This window comes from Corynebacterium senegalense, from assembly GCF_900411315.1.
Lineage (GTDB): Bacteria > Actinomycetota > Actinomycetes > Mycobacteriales > Mycobacteriaceae > Corynebacterium > Corynebacterium senegalense.
Window position 1 is genome coordinate 1232076 of record NZ_LS990887.1, and the last position, 17255, is coordinate 1249330.

The following is a 17255-nucleotide window of genomic DNA, read 5'->3' on the forward strand; positions in this document are numbered from 1 at the left end:
CAGGGCGGGCCGTCTGTTAGCGCCGCAACCTGTGAAACCCTCCCCAACTGTCACAATGGTTCCTGTAAGTGTATTCACACCGCCAAACCGTTGTCGAATGCATCACACATTCAGGGGGGAATGGCTGTTCCCTCACATGTTGGACTTGCTTTAAGGTATGGGGGGTGTCTGCACTGACGTCACTCGGAAATCTCCTCCTCGCCATCGCGGCGGCGGCCCTCGCCACGGCGCTCTGCCTCGCCCCGGTCGCGGGGCTCGGGGGTCTGGCCATCGCCCGCACGGACGAGACGATGCGCTCGAACCTCTCCGATCTGACCAGCGGCGACGTTCCCGGCGTCACCACGGTGACCGACGTCAACGGAACCCCCATGGCCTGGATCTACAACCAGCGCCGCTACGAGGTGGGAAGCGACGCGATCGCGCAGAGCGTCAAGGACGCGCTCGTGTCCACGGAGGACCGCCGCTTCTACGAGCACGAGGGCGTCGACATGCAGGGCTTCGCCCGGGCGATGGTGACCAACGTCCTCGCCGGCGGGGTGGAGCAGGGCGCCTCGACCATCAACCAGCAGTACGTGAAGAACTACCTCTGGCTCGTCGAGGCGGACAACGAGGACGAAGCCCGGGCGGCCACCGAGCAGTCCATCCCCCGCAAGCTCCGCGAGATGCGCATGGCCTCGGACCTGAATAAGACGCTGAGCAAGGACGATATCCTCACCCGCTACCTCAACCTCGTCTCCTTCGGCAACCACGCCTTCGGCATCGAGGCCGCGGCGCGGACCTACTTCGACATCCCTGCCCGCGACCTGCGCCCCGAGCAGAGCGCGCTGCTGGTCGGCCTGCTGCAGTCCGTGGAGTACCTCAACCCCTACACCAACCCCGAGGGGGCGACGGAGCGCCGCAACACGGTGCTGGCCAACATGGCTTCCCAGGGCTACCTCGCCCCCGGGGAGGCCGAGCAGCTCGCCGCGGCGCCGCTGGGCACGCTGCCCGAGCCCGCCGGGCTTCCCGACGGCTGCATCGCCGCCGGGGACAACGGGTTCCTGTGCGACTACGCGCTGCGTTACCTGGAAGCCAAGGGCCTGCCGCAGGAGGAGCTCGAGCGCAGCTCCTACACCATCACCACCACCCTCGACCCGGCCATCCAGACCGCCACCGTCCAGGCGGTGCGCTCCAACGTCAGCCCGCAGGCGAGCGGCGTCGCGGAGGTGCTCAACGTGATCCGCCCGGGGGAGAACTCCCGCGACATCGCGGCGATGGCCTCCTCGCGCTACTACGGCCTGGACCTCGAGGAAAACCAGACGATCATGCCGCAGCCCACCTCCCTGGTTGGCAACGGCGCCGGCTCGGTGTTCAAGATCTTCACCGCCGCCGTCGCCCTCGAGCAGGGCATCGGCCTGGACACGATGCTCAACACCCCGACGCGCTCCGTCGTCTACGGCATGGGCGGCGGCGGTGCCGCCAACTGCCCCGCGGGGGCGTACTGCGTGGAGAACGCGGGGACCTACGCCCCGCAGCTGAGCCTGCGCGACGCCCTGGCGCAGTCCCCCAACACCACCTTCGTCGAGCTCATCCAGAAGGTCGGGGTCAAGCCGACCACCGACATGGCCGTGCGCCTGGGCCTGCGCTCCTACAAGGAGAAGGGCACCTACGACGGGGAGCGCTCCGTGGCGCAGGCCGCGACCGACGAGAACATGGGCTCCTTCACCCTAGGCCCAACCGCCGTCAACGCGCTGGAGCTGTCCAACGTGGCCGCCACCCTGGCCTCCGGCGGCCGCTGGTGCGAGCCCAACCCCGTGGCCAGCGTGAAGGACAAGCGCGGCCAGGAGGTCTTCATCGAGCGCCCCGCGTGCGAGCAGGCCGTCAGCGCCGACATCGCGGCGGCGCTGGCGCAGGGCATGTCCGAGGACGCGAAGAGCGGCACCGCGAAGCGCGCCGCCGGGGCTGCCGGCTGGACCTCCCCCGTCGCGGCAAAAACGGGTACGACAGAGTCCCACCAGTCCTCGGCCTTCCTCGGCTTCACCCGCGGTGTCGCCGGCGCCCCCTACATCTTCAACGACGGCACCCAGACCACCCCGCTGTGCACCGGCCCGGTCCGCCAGTGCGCCGAGGGCACCCTCTTCGGCGGCAACGAGGCCGCCGACACCTGGTTCCAGATGGCAGCGGGCGTGCCCGGCGCGCGGGAGGCGGGCCTGCCCGACTCCAGCCAGGTCTACAACCGCGGCACCCGCCGCACCGCGCTGGAGCAGGTCACGGGCATGAAGACGTCCGAGGCAAAGAAGAAGCTCGAGGACCAGGGCTTCCGCGTCGACGTGAAGACCGTCCCCGGCAACGGTTCGCCGCGCGACACGGTCGTCTCCGCCGACGCCTCGGACGCGGCGCTGACGCGCGGCGCGACCGTCACCCTCAACGTCTCGGACGGCTCCCCCTCCCGTCCAACGAGGACCCGGACCCCCGAGTCCACCACCGGCTCCCTCGAACCGCTCCCCCTTCCTGGCGCGCCGGTCGGCCCAGCCCCCGATTTCAGCGACCTCACCCAGCAGATCGACGACGCCCGAGCGGCGCTGAACTCGATCCTGGGCGGCTAAGCCCGGGCGGCTAACCCCGGGCGGCTAGGACAGGCGGGCGCGCACAGCCTCGGAGATGCGCTTGCCGTCCGCGCGCCCCTCGGCCCGGGCGGTGGCTTCCTTCATCACGGGGCCCATCTGCTGCATGGAGGTGACGCCGAGGTCGGCGATGATGGCGTCGATAAGCGTGCCGAGCTCCTCGTCCGTGAGCTGCTTCGGCTGGTAGGCCTCGAGGATCTCGGCCTCCGCGAGCTCGGAGGCGGCGAGCTCGTCGCGGCCGTTGGTGGAGTAGATGTCGGCGGACTCGCGGCGCTTCTTGATCTCGCGGGCGATGATCTTCTGGATCTCGTTGTCGTCGACCTCGTGCTTCGTACCCTCGGTCTCGGCGGTCTGGATCGCGGCCAGCAGCATGCGGATCGTGCCGGTGCGCTCCTTCTCCTTCGCCTTCATGGCTTCCTTCAGGTCTGCGCGGATTTTGTTCTTCAGCTCACTCATGGCACCCAGATTACGCGTCGCGCGGGGCCTGTAACGTGGTGCGGGTGAATACGTCGCGTTTCCTCGCCGCCACCCTCGCCTCGGCCGCGGCCGCCGGCGCGGCGACCCTGGCCTACGGGGTCAGCCAACTCGGCAACTTCCGGCTGAAGACCTACGAGCTGCCGCTGCTCGCCCCCGGCACCCTGCGGGGCCGCGAGTCCTTCGACATCCTCCACATCGCGGACCTGCACATGATCCCGGGGCAGCGCCGCAAGGTGGAGTTCGTCCGCTCGCTCGACGAGCTCAACCCCGACCTGGTGATCAACACGGGCGACAACCTCTCCGACCCGCGCGGGGTTCCCTGGGTCCTCGACGCGCTCGGCCCGCTGCTCGACCGTCCCGGCGCCTTCGTCTTCGGCACCAACGACTACTGGGCGCCGCGCCCGGTCAACCCCCTGAAGTACCTGCTGGACAAGAAGCGCGAGCCCTCCTACGTCGACCTGCCGTGGCGGGGCATGCGCGCCGCCTTCGTCGAGCGGGGGTGGCGCGACGCAACCCACCAGCGCCTCGAGTTCAAGGCCTCGGGCGTGCGCCTGGCGCTGGCCGGGGTGGATGACCCGCACCACGACCTCGACGACTACGCGCAGGTCGCCGGGGCTCCGAACCCCGACGCCGACCTGTCCATCGCGCTCACGCACGCGCCTTATCGACGCCCCCTGAGCGCCTTCGAGGCCGACGGCTACGACCTCGCCCTGGCCGGGCACACCCACGGCGGGCAGATCTGCCTGCCGGGTGAGCGCGCCATCGTGACCAACGCGGACATCGACCGCCGGCGCGCCTCCGGCCTGCACCGCTACGGGGGGATGTGGCTGGAGGTCTCCATCGGCCTGGGCACGTCGAAGTACGCGCCGGTCCGCATCTTCTGCCCGCCGTCCGCCGCCCTGATCCGGGTGACGGAACGCCCGTGACCTCGCGTTTTGGGCTTTTCTTCCGCCTGGGCTAAAGTTGCTCGAGTAGCGCGCGCCGGAAGGCGCGGGAAACAACCGGGATATGGCGCAGCTTGGTAGCGCGCTTCGTTCGGGACGAAGAGGTCGCAGGTTCAAATCCTGTTATCCCGACCAACTCATTGAAACCGGCGGCACACGTGCCGTCGGTTTTCTGCGTGTCGAGCCGGGGATGGCTCGCCCTCAGCCGCCTCCCCGAAGGCTAGGTGTACTTCCCCGTGACGTTGTGAACGCGTTGTGCGGGGGTGAGGCCGCCGATGGCGGTGTGGGCTCGATGGTAGTTGTAGTCGTGGATGAATGCCGCGTAGGTCTGCTGCCGGGCCCGCTCGCTGGTATAGGGGCGTAGGTAGGCCCACTCCTGCATGAGTGTGCGGTTAAACCGCTCGACTTTGCCGTTGGTCTGCGGCCGGTACGGCTTCGTGTAGAGGTGCTTGATTACACCGCCCAGGGCAGCATCGAATGCTGTCGAGCGGTAGCAGGCGCCGTTGTCGGTCATCACCCGTTTGACCGCAATGCCCTGGGTGGAAAAGAACGCGCAGGCACGCTTCATAAACCCTGCCGCGGTGTCCTTCTTCTCGTCGGGCAAGATCTCGGAGTACACCATCCTGGAGTAGTCATCGACGGCGTGGTGCAGGTAGGAATACCCGCGCCCGGCAGGCGCACCAGCGCGGGTGGCGCGATTGCGGGCACGCCCTGCACGACGGTCCTGTTCGGAGCCGCGCCCGTGCACTCGCCAGCCGCCGCCGTCGGGGATGCGGCCGAGCTTTTTGATGTCGAGATGGATCAACTCCCCCGGTGCGCTGTGCTCGTAGCGCACCGGGGGTTGTTTGCGCACCGGCAGCCCGGTTGCCTGGTCGATGCACGCCAGTTTCGGCATGTTGTAGCGGGCGAGCACCCGCCCGACCGTGGAGCGGGCAATTCCCAAGTGGTAGCCGATGCGGTGCGGGCCCCACTGGCGAGTAAAGCGCAGTTTGATGATGCGGCGCTGCATGCGCGTGGGCAGCTGGTGCGGGCAGGTGCGGGGTCGGCTGGGCCGGTCGGTGAGGTCCTCGCCGTTACGGGCGCGTGTGACCCACCGATTAACGGTGGCTGCAGAAACCTGGAAGCGTTCGGCCACCCGGCGCTGGGACCAGCCGTCGAGGAGGACCAGATCAACCATCTTCTGTCTACCGGCCGGGGTCAAAGGTGCGTTACGGTGTGTCATGGAAGCCTTCGTGGTGGATGTTCGTGTCGTTACCTACACCACTACCGGAGGCTTCCCTCATCCGCTCACACCGTTCACAACCTCCCGAGGAAGTACAGCTAGGCCTCAGGCCTCGACGGCGACGGGCTCGCGCTTGGCGACGCCCACCCCGCCCGCCAGGCCGAGCACGGCGGCCACGGCGGACAGCCCGATCCCCGCCCACACCGCCGCGGCGGCGCCGCCGTTGCCCACGGCGGACAGCGCGGCGGTGGACCAGTGCATCGGCAGGGCGCTGGACACGCCGGCCGCGACCGCGGAGACCGAGCCGGTCGCCGCGACCTTCCACACCCAGCCGACGAGCCCGACCTGCACCGCAGCGAGCACCGCCGCCGCGGCACCGCCGGCGCGGGGGCCGAACGCCGCGAGGAGGAGGGTGGACAGGCCGGCGGAGGCGTAGGTCCCCGCGGCCGCCGCGGCGAAGGCCACGGCCAGGGCCGCGGGCGACATGCCCACGCCGAGCAGGTACACGAGGAGGAAACCGAGCAGGGAGACGAAGGCTCCGCCCGCGCCGAGGACCCACCAGCGCTGCCGCGGCAGCGCCCGGGCGAGCCCAGCCAGGCCGAGTCCGCCGATGACGAGCAGGGCGCTGACCAGCATCGCGGCCAGGGGAGCCAGGGCGGAGGCGGGGGCATTCTCCTCGCCCTGCGCCGACGCGGCACCTGCGGCGGCCGGCGCGGCGGCGGGCAGGGCGCGGCGCACGGCGTCGATCTTGTCGGAGGTCAGGCCGGCGACCTGGTCGAGCTTGTCCGAGCCCTCGTGCAGCTGGCCGATGCCCTCCCCGGCGGCCCCCGCGCCGTTGTTGAGCTCACCGAGCCCGTTGGCCAGCTGGGCGGCGCCCTTCGTCGCCGAGTAGACGCCGTCGTGGTAGGCGTAGCCGGGCACCGAGAGCTGGTTGGCCACCTCGCGCGAGCCGCTCTTGAGCTCGTTCATCTGCGCGACGACATCCGGGGGCAGCTCCGCCGTCTCCGCCTGCTGGCGCAGCCCCTGCAGCGCGTCGCGGGCCTTCACCACATCCGGGTCCTTCGACCCATTCATGTCGGCGAGCGCGCTGTCGATGCCGCTGACCACCTGCCCGCGCACCGCCTGGAAGCCGACCACCTGGTCGACGACGCCGCCGACTGCGTCGGCCACCTGGGTGGCGCCCGTGGCGAGCTGACCGGTCCCCGCCTGCAGCTGCACCATCCCCTGGGAGAGCTCCTGCGCCCCGGAGTTGGCGGCGGCGATGCCGTCGATAAGCTCCTTCGAGCCCCCGTCGAGCTGGGCGACACCGTCCTTGAGCTGCGCCGTCCCCTTCGTCAGAAAGCCGGCTTGGGTGGCGGCCTCCCCCGCTGCCCGGCGCGCGTCGACGAGATTGTCGGGGCCGGGCGCGGCGGACGGCGCTCCCGTCGGGCCGTCGTCCGCGGCCCCGGAGGACCAGGTGCTCGCCGGGCTCATCGGGAGGAAGGCCCCGGCGACGAGGAGCGCGGCCGCGGGCAGTAGACGCCATTTCATGTCTGGGAATATAGCCCCGGGGCCCGCCGCCCCGCGCCAGGCTCACCGGGCCCGGGGCGGGCCGGTTTTGTGCAACCGTTTCGGGCTGTCTTGGGGAATTGCTACCCTTTAACTTGTTTTAACGGTTTCCCAACACACGTAACAAGCTGCTAGTCGGCTTTAGAGAGGCGCACATGACTTTACCTCTCGTGCTCGCACTGGTCGGGGCGGCGGTGGCGCTGTCTCCCGTACTGGTGCGGTTTCTGGACAGGAAGGCGGGGTGGCCGCTCGGGCTGGTGCTCATCGCCGCCGCCGTCGTCCTCGGGCGCGAGTACCCGCGCGTAGCGGACGGGCGCGACGTCACCTGGGGGGTGCCGTGGGCGCGGGACCTCCTCGGGTCGGGCACGCAGGTCGACTTCGCGCTGCGCGCCGACGGCCTGAGCATCTTCTTCGCGATGCTCGCGCTGGTCATCGGCGCGGTTGTCCTCATATACTCCGCCGCCTACCTCCCCAGCGGCAAAGGCAACGTCAGCTTCTACACCATCATGACGGCGTTCACGCTCTCCGTGCTGCTGCTCGTCCTGGCGGATGACGTCGTGCTCCTCTTCGTGGCGTGGGAGCTGGTCTCGCTGGCGTCCTTCCTGCTCATCGCCCGCTCCGGGTCGTCGGGTGAGGCCGGGTCCTACCGCACCCTCATTCTCACCTTTTTCGGTGGCCTGACGCTGCTCGCCGCCCTCGGCCTGGCGGCCGTCGCGGCCGGGACGACGAACCTCTCGGGCATCCTCGCCTCCGACGTCTTCGCGCAGCGCCCGGCGCTGACCACCACGATCGCGGTTCTGGTGGCCGCCTCGGCCTTCACCAAAGCGGCGCAGTTCCCCTTCCACTTCTGGCTTCCCGAGGCGATGGCGGCGGCCACCCCGGTCTCGGCCTTCCTCCACGCCGCGGCGGTGGTCAAGGCCGGCATCTACCTACTGCTGCGCTTCTCGACGATCTTCCACGACGTCCCCGTGTGGAACACGCTGCTGCTGGTCGTCGGCCTGTTCACCGCGATCATGTCCGCGCTGTTCGCCATCACGAAGACCGACCTGAAGCACCTCACCGCCTACTCCACGGTCTCCCACCTGGGCTGGATCGTCGCCGCGATCGGCGTGGGCAGCGAGATCGCGCTGGCCGCGGCGCTGCTGCACACGCTGGCGCACGCCCTGTTCAAATCCTCCCTGTTCATGCTCATCGGCGTGGTCGACCACGAGGCGGGCACGCGCGACGTGCGCCGCCTGGGCAAGCTCTACGACAAAATGCCCTTCACCTTCGGCTCCACGGTGGTGGCCGCCGCCTCGATGGCCGCCGTGCCCCCGCTGTTCGGCTTCGTGTCCAAGGAGTCCATCCTCACCGCCTTCGAGGAGGCCCCGGCGGGGCCGGTTCTCCTCGTCGTCGCCGGCGTGGCGGCGCTGCTGACCTTCATCTACTCCGCCAAGATCGTCTTTGGCGCCTTCGTGGACGGCACGGAGGACATGTCGGAGGCGCACGAGGCGCCCGTGGCGCTGTGGCTGCCCGCGGCCCTGCCCGGCCTGACCTCCCTGGTCCTGCCCTTCGCGCTGAGCCGGGTGGACGAGCCCCTCGCGGCCGGCGTGCGCGCGGTCACGGGTGACGCGCAGTTCCACACGCACACCGCCGTGTGGCACGGGGTGACGGCGCCGCTGCTGGTCTCCCTCGTCGTCGTCGGGGCCGGCGTCGCCTTCCTCTTCGTCCGCGCTCGCGTCTTCGCCGCGGTGGACAACCGCCAGCTGCTCCCGCTCAGCGGCAACGACATCCTCGTGCTGCTGAACAAGGCGCTGACGCGGCTCGGTCGCTGGTTCGGTGTCCCGGCCGACGGGCTCAACCCCTCGCGCCACCTCGTGTGGCTGGTCGGCTCGGTGGTCGCCCTCGGGCTGTCCACCATTCTGCTCACCTCGGGCATCGACGGCGTCACCCCCGCCGACCGCGCCCCCGGGCTGACCAACTGGTGGGACCTGATCCCCTTCGCCATCATCGCCCTCTCGGTCGCCGGGATGGTGCACACCCGCAGCCGCCTCGCCACGGCGGTCCTCCTCGGCACCGTCGGGGTGGGCATGTCCCTGCAGATGCTGCTGCTCGGCGCCCCGGACGTGGCCCTGACGCAGGTGCTGGTGGAGTCGCTGACCGTGGTGGTCATCATGGTGGTGCTGCGCTACCAGCCGCGCGCCTTCCCGAAGACCCCGGCGCGCCGCCGCTGGGCGGCAGGCGTGCTCGCCGTGCTCGCGGGCGTGGTCGCCTTTGCCGGCGTGTACGGGCTGACCGGCCGGCGCGAGCGCTCCGACCTGGCCATGTGGTACCTCGCGGAGGGCGGCCTGAAGACGGGCGCCGACAACATCGTCGCCGTCATCATCGTCGAGTTCCGTGGCTTCGATACCCTGGGCGAGCTCTCCGTGCTGGGCATGGCCGCCGTGGTCATCCTCGCGGTGACCCAGTCGATGCCGCGCCACATGTTCGAGGCCGGCACGCGCCCGCGCCCCTTCGGCCAGTCGCAGCTCAACTCGATGCCGCTGCGCAAGGCGAGCGCCCTGGTCACCCCGGTGCTGCTCGTCCTGTCGGTGCTCATCTTCTTCCGCGGCCACACCGCCCCGGGCGGCGGCTTCGTCGCGGCGCTGGTCATGGCCACGTCCTTCGCGCTGAGCTACCTCTCGCGCGGGGCGGACGCGTACGTCGTCAAGCTGCTCACCCCCTCGCGCCTGGCTGCGTGGGGCATCATCATCGCGATCAGCTCGGGCTTCCTCGGCTTCGTCGAGGGCGGCTTCATGTACGCCATCCACGGCGAGGTCGCCGGGCAGCACCTGACCACCTCCCTGATCTTCGACTTCGGCATCTACCTCGCGGTTCTGGGCATGATCACCCAGGCCATCAACCACCTCGGCGGCTACCTGCGTCCGGGCACCGAGGTGGAGAACCTGAACTACCGCCGCGGCGACTGGAACCCGCTTCCCGACGTCCCCGAGCCCGAGCGGCCGGCCAACGCCGCCAACCCCCGCCCGGCGCCGATCAACCCGGCGGACGACCCGAAGCCCTTCGCCTCGAAGGAGGCCACCCACCCATGATCATGGCCCTGACCATCGCCGTCCTCACCGCCGGCGCCGTCTACCTCGTGATGCAGCGCGGCATGGTGCGCATCGTCTTCGGCATGTCGCTGTTCGGCCACGCGACGAACCTGACCCTGCTCGCGGCGGGCGTGGGCTCGTGGCGCGGCGAGGCGTTCCCCTCCCGCACCCCCGTCGAGGACATGTCCGATCCCCTCCCCCAGGCCTTCGTGCTCACCGCGATCGTCATCGCCATGGCGACCACGACGATCCTGCTCATGCTGTCCTCGCTGGGCAAGGACGACGACACCTCCGACCGCCCGGTCGCCTCCCTGCCGGGCTACGACGCCAACCGCCTCAGCCCGTCGGCGCTGTCCACCGCGGGGCGCCGGGCCCGCCTCAACCCCAGGAAGCTCGAGGAACCGCACCACATGAACTCACCGGAGGCGAACAACGCATGACGATGGACGCACTTCTCCCGGTCTTCGTCGCCCTGCCGCTGATCGTCTCGGCCATCACGGCCCTCAACCCGGTCAAGCCACTTAACGACGCCCTCGCCCTACTCATCCCGGCCATCAACCTCGCCGGCGGCGTGTGGCTCTACGCCTACACCGCCTCCCACGGCACCATCGGCCACGTCATCGGCCTGTACCAGGGCGGGGTGGGCATCTCGTTTGCGGGCGACCAGTTCTCGGCCGTCATGCTGGTGACCACGATGCTCATCGCGCTGACCGCGAACTGGTTCGCCATCGCCGCCGGCGAGACGGAGGCGCGCTACTACACGCCGCTGACGCTGGTGCTGGTCACGGGCGTGAGCGGCGCCGTGCTCACGGCGGACCTGTTCAACTTCTTCGTCATGATCGAGGTCATGCTGCTGCCCTCCTACGGGCTGATCGCCATGACGGGCTCGCGCTTCCGCCTCGTCGCCGCGCGCATGTTCGTGCTGGTGAACCTGGCCGCGTCGACGCTGCTGGTGATGGGCGTGGGCTACATCTACGCCGTCACGGGCGCGGTCAACCTGGCGGCGCTGAAGGGCGCCGCGGCGGGCAACGGCCCGGTGACGGTGGCCGCGGGGATCGTGGTCATTGCCATCGCCGCCAAGGCGGGCGTGTTCCCGGTGCACACGTGGTTGCCGCGCTCGTACCCGTCGACAAGCGCCGCGGTGATGGGCCTGTTCTCGGGGCTGCACACGAAGGTGGCGGTGTACATGCTGTTCCGCCTCTGGGTGATGCTCTTCGACATGGATCCCCGCTGGAACACCCTCATCGTCGTGGTCATGGTCATCTCGATGCTGATCGGCGGCTTCGCGGGCCTGGCGGAGGCGACAATCCGCCGCGTGCTGGCCTACCAGATGGTCAACGGCATGCCGTTCATCCTGGTCATGCTGGCCTTCACCAGCGACGACCCGCGCCGCGCGCTGGCGGCGGGCCTGATCTACACGCTGCACCACATGGTCACCGTCGGCGCGCTGGTGCTCAACACCGGCGCGATCGAGGAGACCTACGGCACGGGCACGCTGTCGAAGCTGTCCGGCCTGGCGCGGCGCGACCCGCTCACCTCGGCGGTCTTCGCCACCGGCGCGCTGTCCATCGTGGGCTTCCCGCCGTTTTCGGGTGTTTTCGGCAAGGTTGCCGTGGTCTTCGCGGCCGCCACGCCCGGCGACTGGCGCAGCTGGGTGGTCATCGCCGCGATCATCGTGGCCTCCTTCGGCGCCCTACTGTCGATGATGCGGGTGTGGAAGGAAGTCTTCTGGGGCCGCCCGATGCAGCACTACCCCGCCGCGCTCAACGTGCGCGCCCGGCTGCTCGCCCCCTCCGCCATGCTGATGCTGATCTCGGTGGGGATGTTCCTCGCCTCGGGCCCGCTCTGGGGGGCGTCGACGGCCGCGGTGGACGCCCTGCTGGACACGGATTCCTACACCTCCGCCGTCCTCGGCGACGACCCAATCGGCGTCCCCGACATTGACAACCTCCAGGGAGGACGCAGCTAATGGCTCTGAAAGGCATCGGCCACGCGCTGGGCTACGGCGCGTGGATCATCAAGGAAATCTTCGCCGCGGGCTTGTCGACGTCCATCGCGGCCTTCAAGCCCGACCCCGGCATCCGCCCCATCATCATCTTCTACCCCCTGCGGGTGAGCACCGACTGGGAGCGCTTCTGGTTCTCCACCTCGATCACCGCCACCCCGGGCACCATGTCGATCGGCTTCCGCCACGACCCGGACGGGACCGAGCAGAAGATCCTCATCGTGCAGGCGGTCTTCGGCGGGGACCCGGACGGGCTGGTCGAGGACCTGATGGACATGGAGGAGCGGGTCTCGCCCCGCGTGAAGAACATCCCGCTCGACCCCTCCACGGTGGCGTGGAGGCCGTACCGGGACCTGGGCCCCGATCAACCGCCGCGGGATCTTCCCCCCGCTGAAAGGCTGGACTAGAGCATCATGTTTGTTTCAATAATCACCGGGTGCATCGCCGTCATGGCGGCCTGCCTGCTGGTCGGGCTCGGCGCGCTGATCTGGACGCGCGACGAGCTGTCGCGGGTCGTGATGGCGGACCTGGTCTTCTACGCGATGGTCGCCATCTACCTGCTGTGGACGCTGTTCAACAGCTCGATGATCTCCTACGAGATCGCGATCCTCGCCGGCCTGGTCTGCGGAGCGATCCCGACGCTCTCGATGGCCCGCATCATCTCGAGGGGGCGACGCTGATGACCGTCTGGGAAATCGTCGTCGCCGCCCTCGCCGTCGTGGCGACCCTGTTCACCGTCGCGGCCACCGTGCTGCAGCTGCGCGCGCCGGACGCGCTGACGCGCGCCAACCTGCTGGGCCCCCTCGTCTGCGTGGCCTTCCCGATCCTCATCCTGGCCAAGCTGATCTACTCGTGGTCCACCACCGGCTTCGACCTCAACGACCTGGTGCGCGCGGTGCTCGCGGTGGCGGGCGTCTGGATCGTCGCCTCCGTCGCCACGTTCGTGATGGGCCGGTCCATTTACGGCGTGACTGTCGTCGATAAGGCGTCCAACGACCTGCGCTAAAGCGGCGCGCAACGGCAAAAGGCCCGCTCCCCCTACGGGGAGCGGGCCTTAACGCGTGGGCCTGTCCGGGCTTAGAAGACCGTGGACTGGTCTTCCTTCTCGTCGAACTTGGCAGCCTCGCGCTTGCGTGCGAGCTCCGCGCGCAGCTTCTGCTCGAGATCCTTGTCCACGTTGCCCCAGTAGGCGAAGGTGCGCTCCTCGACGTCCTTGTCCTCGATCGGGAGCATCTTGTTGGTCACGTTGTTGATGAAGCGCTCCTTGGCGGCGTCATCGAACACCTCGCGGTACAGGGTGCCGGCCTGGCCGAAGTCGTCGTCCTCGGCGTGCTTGACGTAGGCGGCGCGCACCAGGTCGGTGCCGTGCGGGTCCGGATTGACGTAGAGGTTCTCCGCCTGGCCGTAGTCGGTGTGGTTGGAGGAGGAGTCCTCGCCGTTGTCCAGGTAGCCCGCGCCCTTGCCGGTGCGGTTCGGGGAGTAGTTCGGCTCGCCCTCGTTGTTGAAGAAGTACGCCATGGAGCCGCGCTCAGCGTAGGTGTTGACCTCGTTGATCGGGCGGTTGACCGGGAGGTCCTTGTAGTTGGCGCCGATGCGGTAGCGGTGTTGGTCGGCGTACGCGAAGACGCGGGCCTGCAGCATGCGGTCCGGGGACAGGCCGACGCCCGGGACGATGTTGGCCGGGTCGAGGGCGATCTGCTCGATCTGGGCGTGGTAGTTCTTCGGGTTGCGGTTGAGCACGAAGTAGCCCACGTCCACCAGCGGGTAGTCCTTCTGGGACCAGGTCTTGGTCAGGTCGAAGGGGTTGAAGCGGTAGTTCTCCGCGTCCTCGAACGGCATGATCTGGACCTTGACGTCCCAGATCGGGAAGTCGCCGCGGTCGATCGCGTCGTAGAGGTCCTGGCGGTGGTAGTCGGCGTTCTTGCCGGCCATCTCGGCGGCCTCTTCGTCGGTGAAGGTCTCCCAGCCCTGGCGGGTCTTGAAGTGGTACTTGATCCAGACCGGGGTGCCCTCCTCGTTGACCCACTGGAAGGTGTGGGAGCCGAAGCCGTCCTGGTGGCGGGAGGTCTTCGGGGTGCCGCGGTCGCCGAGCAGGTAGGTCACCTGGTGCGCGGACTCCGGGGTGCGGGACCAGAAGTCCCACTGCATCTCGTCGGAGCGCAGGCCGGTGTTGGGCTGGCGCTTCTGGGAGTGGATGAAGTCCGGGAACTTCATGCCGTCGCGCAGGAAGAAGGTCGGGGTGTTGTTGCCGACGATGTCGTAGTTGCCGTCCTCGGTGTAGAAACGCAGCGCGAAGCCGTGGACGTCGCGCCAGGTGTCCGGGGAGCCGGCCTCACCGGCGACGGTGGAGAAGCGGGCGGCCATCGGGGTGACGGTGCCCGGCTGGAAGAGCTTGGCCTTGGTGTACTTGGACACGTCCTCGGTGATGTGCAGCTCACCGAAGGCACCGTGCCCCTTGGCGTGGGGGATGCGCTCGGGAACGTTCTCGCGGTTGAAGTGCGCAAGCTTCTCAATCAGGTGGATGTCATCCAGCGCGTTCGGGCCCTGGCGGCCCGCGGTTGCGGAGATGTTCTCCGACGCGACCGGCTGGCCGCCGAGCTGGGTGGTCTTGCCGTTGCCGGCAGGACGCTCGCCGCGCGCGACGATGTTCTCTGCCTTGGAATTCTCTGCCATCGTGATTGGCCTCCTCTATCCCTTAAAAAGGTTTTATTATCAGTCGGGGTCATTTTATATCCTACCCGGAGTCACGGGGACCGGCAACGGATTTCAGGCTTCTCCTAAACCACGCCCTTGCGCCCTCGCAGTGAGCGGGGCCGGGCCACCCGGCTGGTAGTCTTCCACCTGTGAGCAGCAGAAACGACGACTACGTCACCGACCTCGCCCTTCGGGCCGGGCGCGGCGACGAGGCTGCTCTCTCCGAGTTCATCAGGGAGACGCAGGACGACGTCTGGCGGCTTTTGGCCCACCTCGCCGGCCGCGAGCACGCCGACGACCTCACGCAGGAGACGTACCTGCGGGTTCTCGGCGCCCTGCCCCGTTTCGCCGCCCGCTCCTCCGCCCGCACCTGGCTGCTCTCGCTGGCGAGGCGCGCGTGGATCGACTCGGTGCGCCACGACATGGCCCGGCCGCGCAAGTCGGCCGCCGAGTACAGCGACGTCGCGGCCTTCGAGCCGAGCCCCGACAACCCCAACACCTGGTCCGAGCTCATCGACGCCCGCGCGCTTCTCGACGCCCTCCCGGCCGAACGCCGCGAGGCCCTCATCCTCACCCAGGTGCTCGGCTACACCTACGAGGAGGCGGCGAAGATCTCGGGCGTGCGTGTGGGAACCATCCGCTCCCGGGTGGCGCGCGCCCGGCGCGACCTCATCGAGGGCGCCGGGCAGCAGTGAGCCGCCCCGCTTACCTTCTCCGCACAGTGCGAAACCTCGTTGCTCAGCCACTAACATAATTTGGGCTGTATACGACTTTCACCGGGGCCCGGCTCCCGCCGGGCTCCCACCTGACACTTTTCGGAGCCACTGACACACCATGCTAAGAAACGCCATCGGTATCTCCTTCGCCTTCATTGGCGTCCTGGTCGGAGCGGGCTTCGCGTCGGGCCAGGAGGCCATGCGCTACTTCGTCGCCTTCGGCACCCAGGGCTTCTGGGGCGCGATCCTGAGCTCCGCCCTCATGCTCATCGGCGGGGGGTCCGTCCTCCCGCTGGGCAGCTACTTCCAGGCCGAGGAGCACATGGAGGTGCTCGGGCGGATCTCGGGCAAGGTTCTGTCGTGGGTGCTGGACATCGCGACGATCACCACCCTGTTCTCCATCGGCTTCGTCATGTTCGCCGGCGCCGGCTCGAACCTGAACCAGCAGTTCGGCCTGCCCGTCTGGGTGGGTGCGGTCATCATGCTCGCGCTCGTCCTCGTGGTCGGGATGATGGACGTCGACAAGGTGACCAGCGCCATCGGGCTGCTCACGCCCTTCCTGCTCCTCTTCGTCATCGTCGGATGCACGTGGACCCTGGTGAACAACGCCCCCGACTGGGCCGCGCTGAACGAGGCCGCCAAATCCGTCGACACCACCCTGCCCTCCTGGTGGGTCTCCTCCCTGAACTACACCGGCCTGAACTTCATCTGCGTGACCTCGATGGCCATCGTGATCGGCGGCAACTACCTCGACACCCGCGCGGCGGGCATCGGCGGCCTGCTCGGCGGCCTGGCGTACCTGGTGATGCTCCTGCTGCTCTCCGCCGCCCTCCTCGTCACGGTGGAGACCGTAGGCGGCGACGACATGCCGACGCTCACCCTGATCACCAGCATCAACCCCGTGATGGGCCTCATCATGGCCCTCATCATCTTCGGCATGATCTTCGCCACCGCGCTGGGCATGTTCTACGCCCTGGGCAAGCGCCTCGCACGCGGGCGCACGGACAAGTTCCGCGTCATCTTCATCGCGGCCTGCCTGATCGGCTTCGCCCTGTCCTTCGCCGGGTTCCAGAACCTCGTCGCCGTTGTCTACCCGATCCTCGGCTACATGGGCGTGCTGCTCATCGTCGTCGTCTCGGCCGCGTGGCTCCGCGGCGCGCAGAAGCTGCGTCAGGAGGGCACGCGCCGCCGCCGCGCGCTCGAGCTGACCCGCATCAAGCTGGACCCGCGCCTGCGCTTCACCAAGAAGAACCGCGACGAGCTGGCAAAGATCACCACCACATCCAACGTCCCCGACGAAACTTTCACCGAAGCGATCGAGGAGGAGGTGGGCCAGGAGCTGGCCAAGGACGAGGAGGCGGATTTCGACCCGGAGGATCCCGCCGGCGAGGTCGTCTACATCGCCTACTCCGACCCGAAGGATCCCTCCGAGGCGGCACCGATCGAGGTGGAGGAGTTCGAGGCCCCGGACGAGGGGGCCGACAGCGCGGGCGAGGAGAAGCGCTAGGAGCTGAAGAAGCTGGCGACGCGGCCCGCCAGGCGGTCAAGCCAGGCGGACGCGCCGCTCGAGGAGGACGAGGAGGACGGTGCGGGCTCGTTGGCCGGGGTTTCGTCTTCTACCCGGACGTCGAACGTCTCCGTGCCACCAGCGGCGTCCTTGACCTCGATCGTCGCGGACTCGGACGGGGCGGCGGTGGCCGACGCGGTGATGCGCAAAGCGCCCTTCTCGGTGATGACGCTCCACCCTGCGGGCAGGGGCGCCGACTCACTCTCCTTCACGGAGTAGGTGCGGCCATCCTCGGGCTGCAGCACGAGCGTGTGGCCGGGGGAAATCTCCACGTCCTCGACCTCGCCCGCCGCAGCGACGGGGGACAGCAGGCAGAGTGCCACCGCAGCTGCGGCGGCACTCATGCGTGCGCGTCGGGAGGAAGGGGGAAAAGTCACAACTTCCATTGTGTCCACAGCAGCGCAGAAG

Annotated in this window: 15 protein-coding genes and 1 tRNA gene; 11 read left to right on the top strand and 5 right to left on the bottom strand. The window is 68.9% G+C overall.

Annotated elements, in window-relative coordinates:
- The first annotated feature begins 164 nt into the window (after positions 1-164).
- Positions 165-2585 carry a transglycosylase domain-containing protein gene (locus DYZ02_RS06065; RefSeq protein WP_115685443.1) on the top strand — a complete coding sequence of 807 codons (2421 nt, stop codon included), beginning with the start codon at positions 165-167 and terminating at the stop codon, positions 2583-2585.
- A 24-nt stretch (positions 2586-2609) separates the two neighbouring features.
- Here DYZ02_RS06065 and DYZ02_RS06070 read toward each other — a convergent pair whose 3' ends face one another.
- Entirely contained in the window at positions 2610-3059 is a 450-nt protein-coding gene (locus DYZ02_RS06070; RefSeq protein ID WP_115685444.1) for a GatB/YqeY domain-containing protein, read from the bottom strand.
- 44 nt (positions 3060-3103) lie between these two features.
- On the opposite strand from DYZ02_RS06070, the gene DYZ02_RS06075 reads away from it, so the two are divergent.
- Both DYZ02_RS06075 and DYZ02_RS06080 read left to right on the top strand, forming a co-directional pair.
- Positions 3104-4006, top strand: a complete 903-nt coding sequence (locus tag DYZ02_RS06075; protein WP_115685445.1) for a metallophosphoesterase — start codon at positions 3104-3106, stop codon at positions 4004-4006.
- Positions 4007-4082: 76 nt separating this feature from the next.
- Positions 4083-4159, top strand: a tRNA-Pro gene (locus tag DYZ02_RS06080).
- Between the two features lie 85 nt (positions 4160-4244).
- Here DYZ02_RS06080 and DYZ02_RS06085 read toward each other — a convergent pair.
- Together DYZ02_RS06085 and DYZ02_RS06090 are read right to left on the bottom strand one after the other, a co-directional pair.
- Positions 4245-5246 carry an IS481 family transposase gene (locus DYZ02_RS06085; RefSeq protein WP_115685446.1) on the bottom strand — a complete coding sequence of 334 codons (1002 nt, stop codon included), beginning with the start codon at positions 5244-5246 and terminating at the stop codon, positions 4245-4247.
- A 105-nt stretch (positions 5247-5351) separates the two neighbouring features.
- Entirely contained in the window at positions 5352-6776 is a 1425-nt protein-coding gene (locus DYZ02_RS06090; protein ID WP_115685447.1) for a hypothetical protein, read from the bottom strand.
- Between the two features lie 173 nt (positions 6777-6949).
- Between DYZ02_RS06090 and DYZ02_RS06095 the strand changes: the two genes are divergently transcribed.
- The 6 genes from DYZ02_RS06095 to DYZ02_RS06120 are packed head-to-tail and all read left to right on the top strand — an operon-like array spanning position 6950 to position 12876.
- On the top strand, positions 6950-9865 hold the full coding sequence (locus DYZ02_RS06095) for a DUF4040 family protein (protein ID WP_115685448.1): 2916 nt from the start codon (positions 6950-6952) through the stop codon (positions 9863-9865).
- The gene (locus DYZ02_RS06100) at positions 9862-10305 is read left to right on the top strand and encodes a cation:proton antiporter subunit C (RefSeq protein WP_115685449.1); all 444 of its coding nucleotides are present in this window, start codon (positions 9862-9864) and stop codon (positions 10303-10305) included. The genes DYZ02_RS06095 and DYZ02_RS06100 overlap by 4 nt, the downstream gene beginning before the upstream one ends.
- Positions 10302-11834, top strand: coding sequence for a monovalent cation/H+ antiporter subunit D family protein (locus tag DYZ02_RS06105; RefSeq protein WP_115685450.1), 1533 nt, complete (start codon positions 10302-10304; stop codon positions 11832-11834). The genes DYZ02_RS06100 and DYZ02_RS06105 overlap by 4 nt, the downstream gene beginning before the upstream one ends.
- Positions 11834-12277 carry a monovalent cation/H+ antiporter subunit E gene (locus tag DYZ02_RS06110; protein ID WP_181896904.1) on the top strand — a complete coding sequence of 148 codons (444 nt, stop codon included), beginning with the start codon at positions 11834-11836 and terminating at the stop codon, positions 12275-12277. Before DYZ02_RS06105 ends, DYZ02_RS06110 begins: the two co-directional genes overlap by 1 nt.
- Positions 12278-12283: 6 nt before the next feature.
- Positions 12284-12550, top strand: coding sequence for a cation:proton antiporter (locus tag DYZ02_RS06115; RefSeq protein WP_181896905.1), 267 nt, complete (start codon positions 12284-12286; stop codon positions 12548-12550).
- A complete protein-coding gene (locus DYZ02_RS06120; protein ID WP_115685452.1) occupies positions 12550-12876 on the top strand; it encodes a Na+/H+ antiporter subunit G in 327 nt (108 codons plus the stop codon). Before DYZ02_RS06115 ends, DYZ02_RS06120 begins: the two co-directional genes overlap by 1 nt.
- 71 nt (positions 12877-12947) lie before the next feature.
- Here the strand turns inward: DYZ02_RS06120 and DYZ02_RS06125 are convergent, their stop codons facing one another.
- Positions 12948-14543 carry a catalase gene (locus tag DYZ02_RS06125; RefSeq protein WP_115685453.1) on the bottom strand — a complete coding sequence of 532 codons (1596 nt, stop codon included), beginning with the start codon at positions 14541-14543 and terminating at the stop codon, positions 12948-12950.
- 170 nt (positions 14544-14713) lie between these two features.
- Here DYZ02_RS06125 and DYZ02_RS06130 point away from each other — a divergent pair, with 170 nt between their 5' ends.
- Both DYZ02_RS06130 and DYZ02_RS06135 read left to right on the top strand, forming a co-directional pair.
- Positions 14714-15259, top strand: coding sequence for an RNA polymerase sigma factor (locus DYZ02_RS06130; RefSeq protein ID WP_115685454.1), 546 nt, complete (start codon positions 14714-14716; stop codon positions 15257-15259).
- Positions 15260-15398: 139 nt separating this feature from the next.
- On the top strand, positions 15399-16787 hold the full coding sequence (locus tag DYZ02_RS06135) for a YkvI family membrane protein (protein WP_181896906.1): 1389 nt from the start codon (positions 15399-15401) through the stop codon (positions 16785-16787).
- Here the strand turns inward: DYZ02_RS06135 and DYZ02_RS06140 are convergent.
- Positions 16784-17224 (bottom strand): hypothetical protein, encoded by a 441-nt coding sequence (locus DYZ02_RS06140; protein ID WP_147291483.1) that lies wholly within the window; start codon positions 17222-17224, stop codon positions 16784-16786. The two genes, DYZ02_RS06135 and DYZ02_RS06140, sit on opposite strands and share 4 nt — an antisense overlap.
- Positions 17225-17255: the final 31 nt, after the last annotated feature.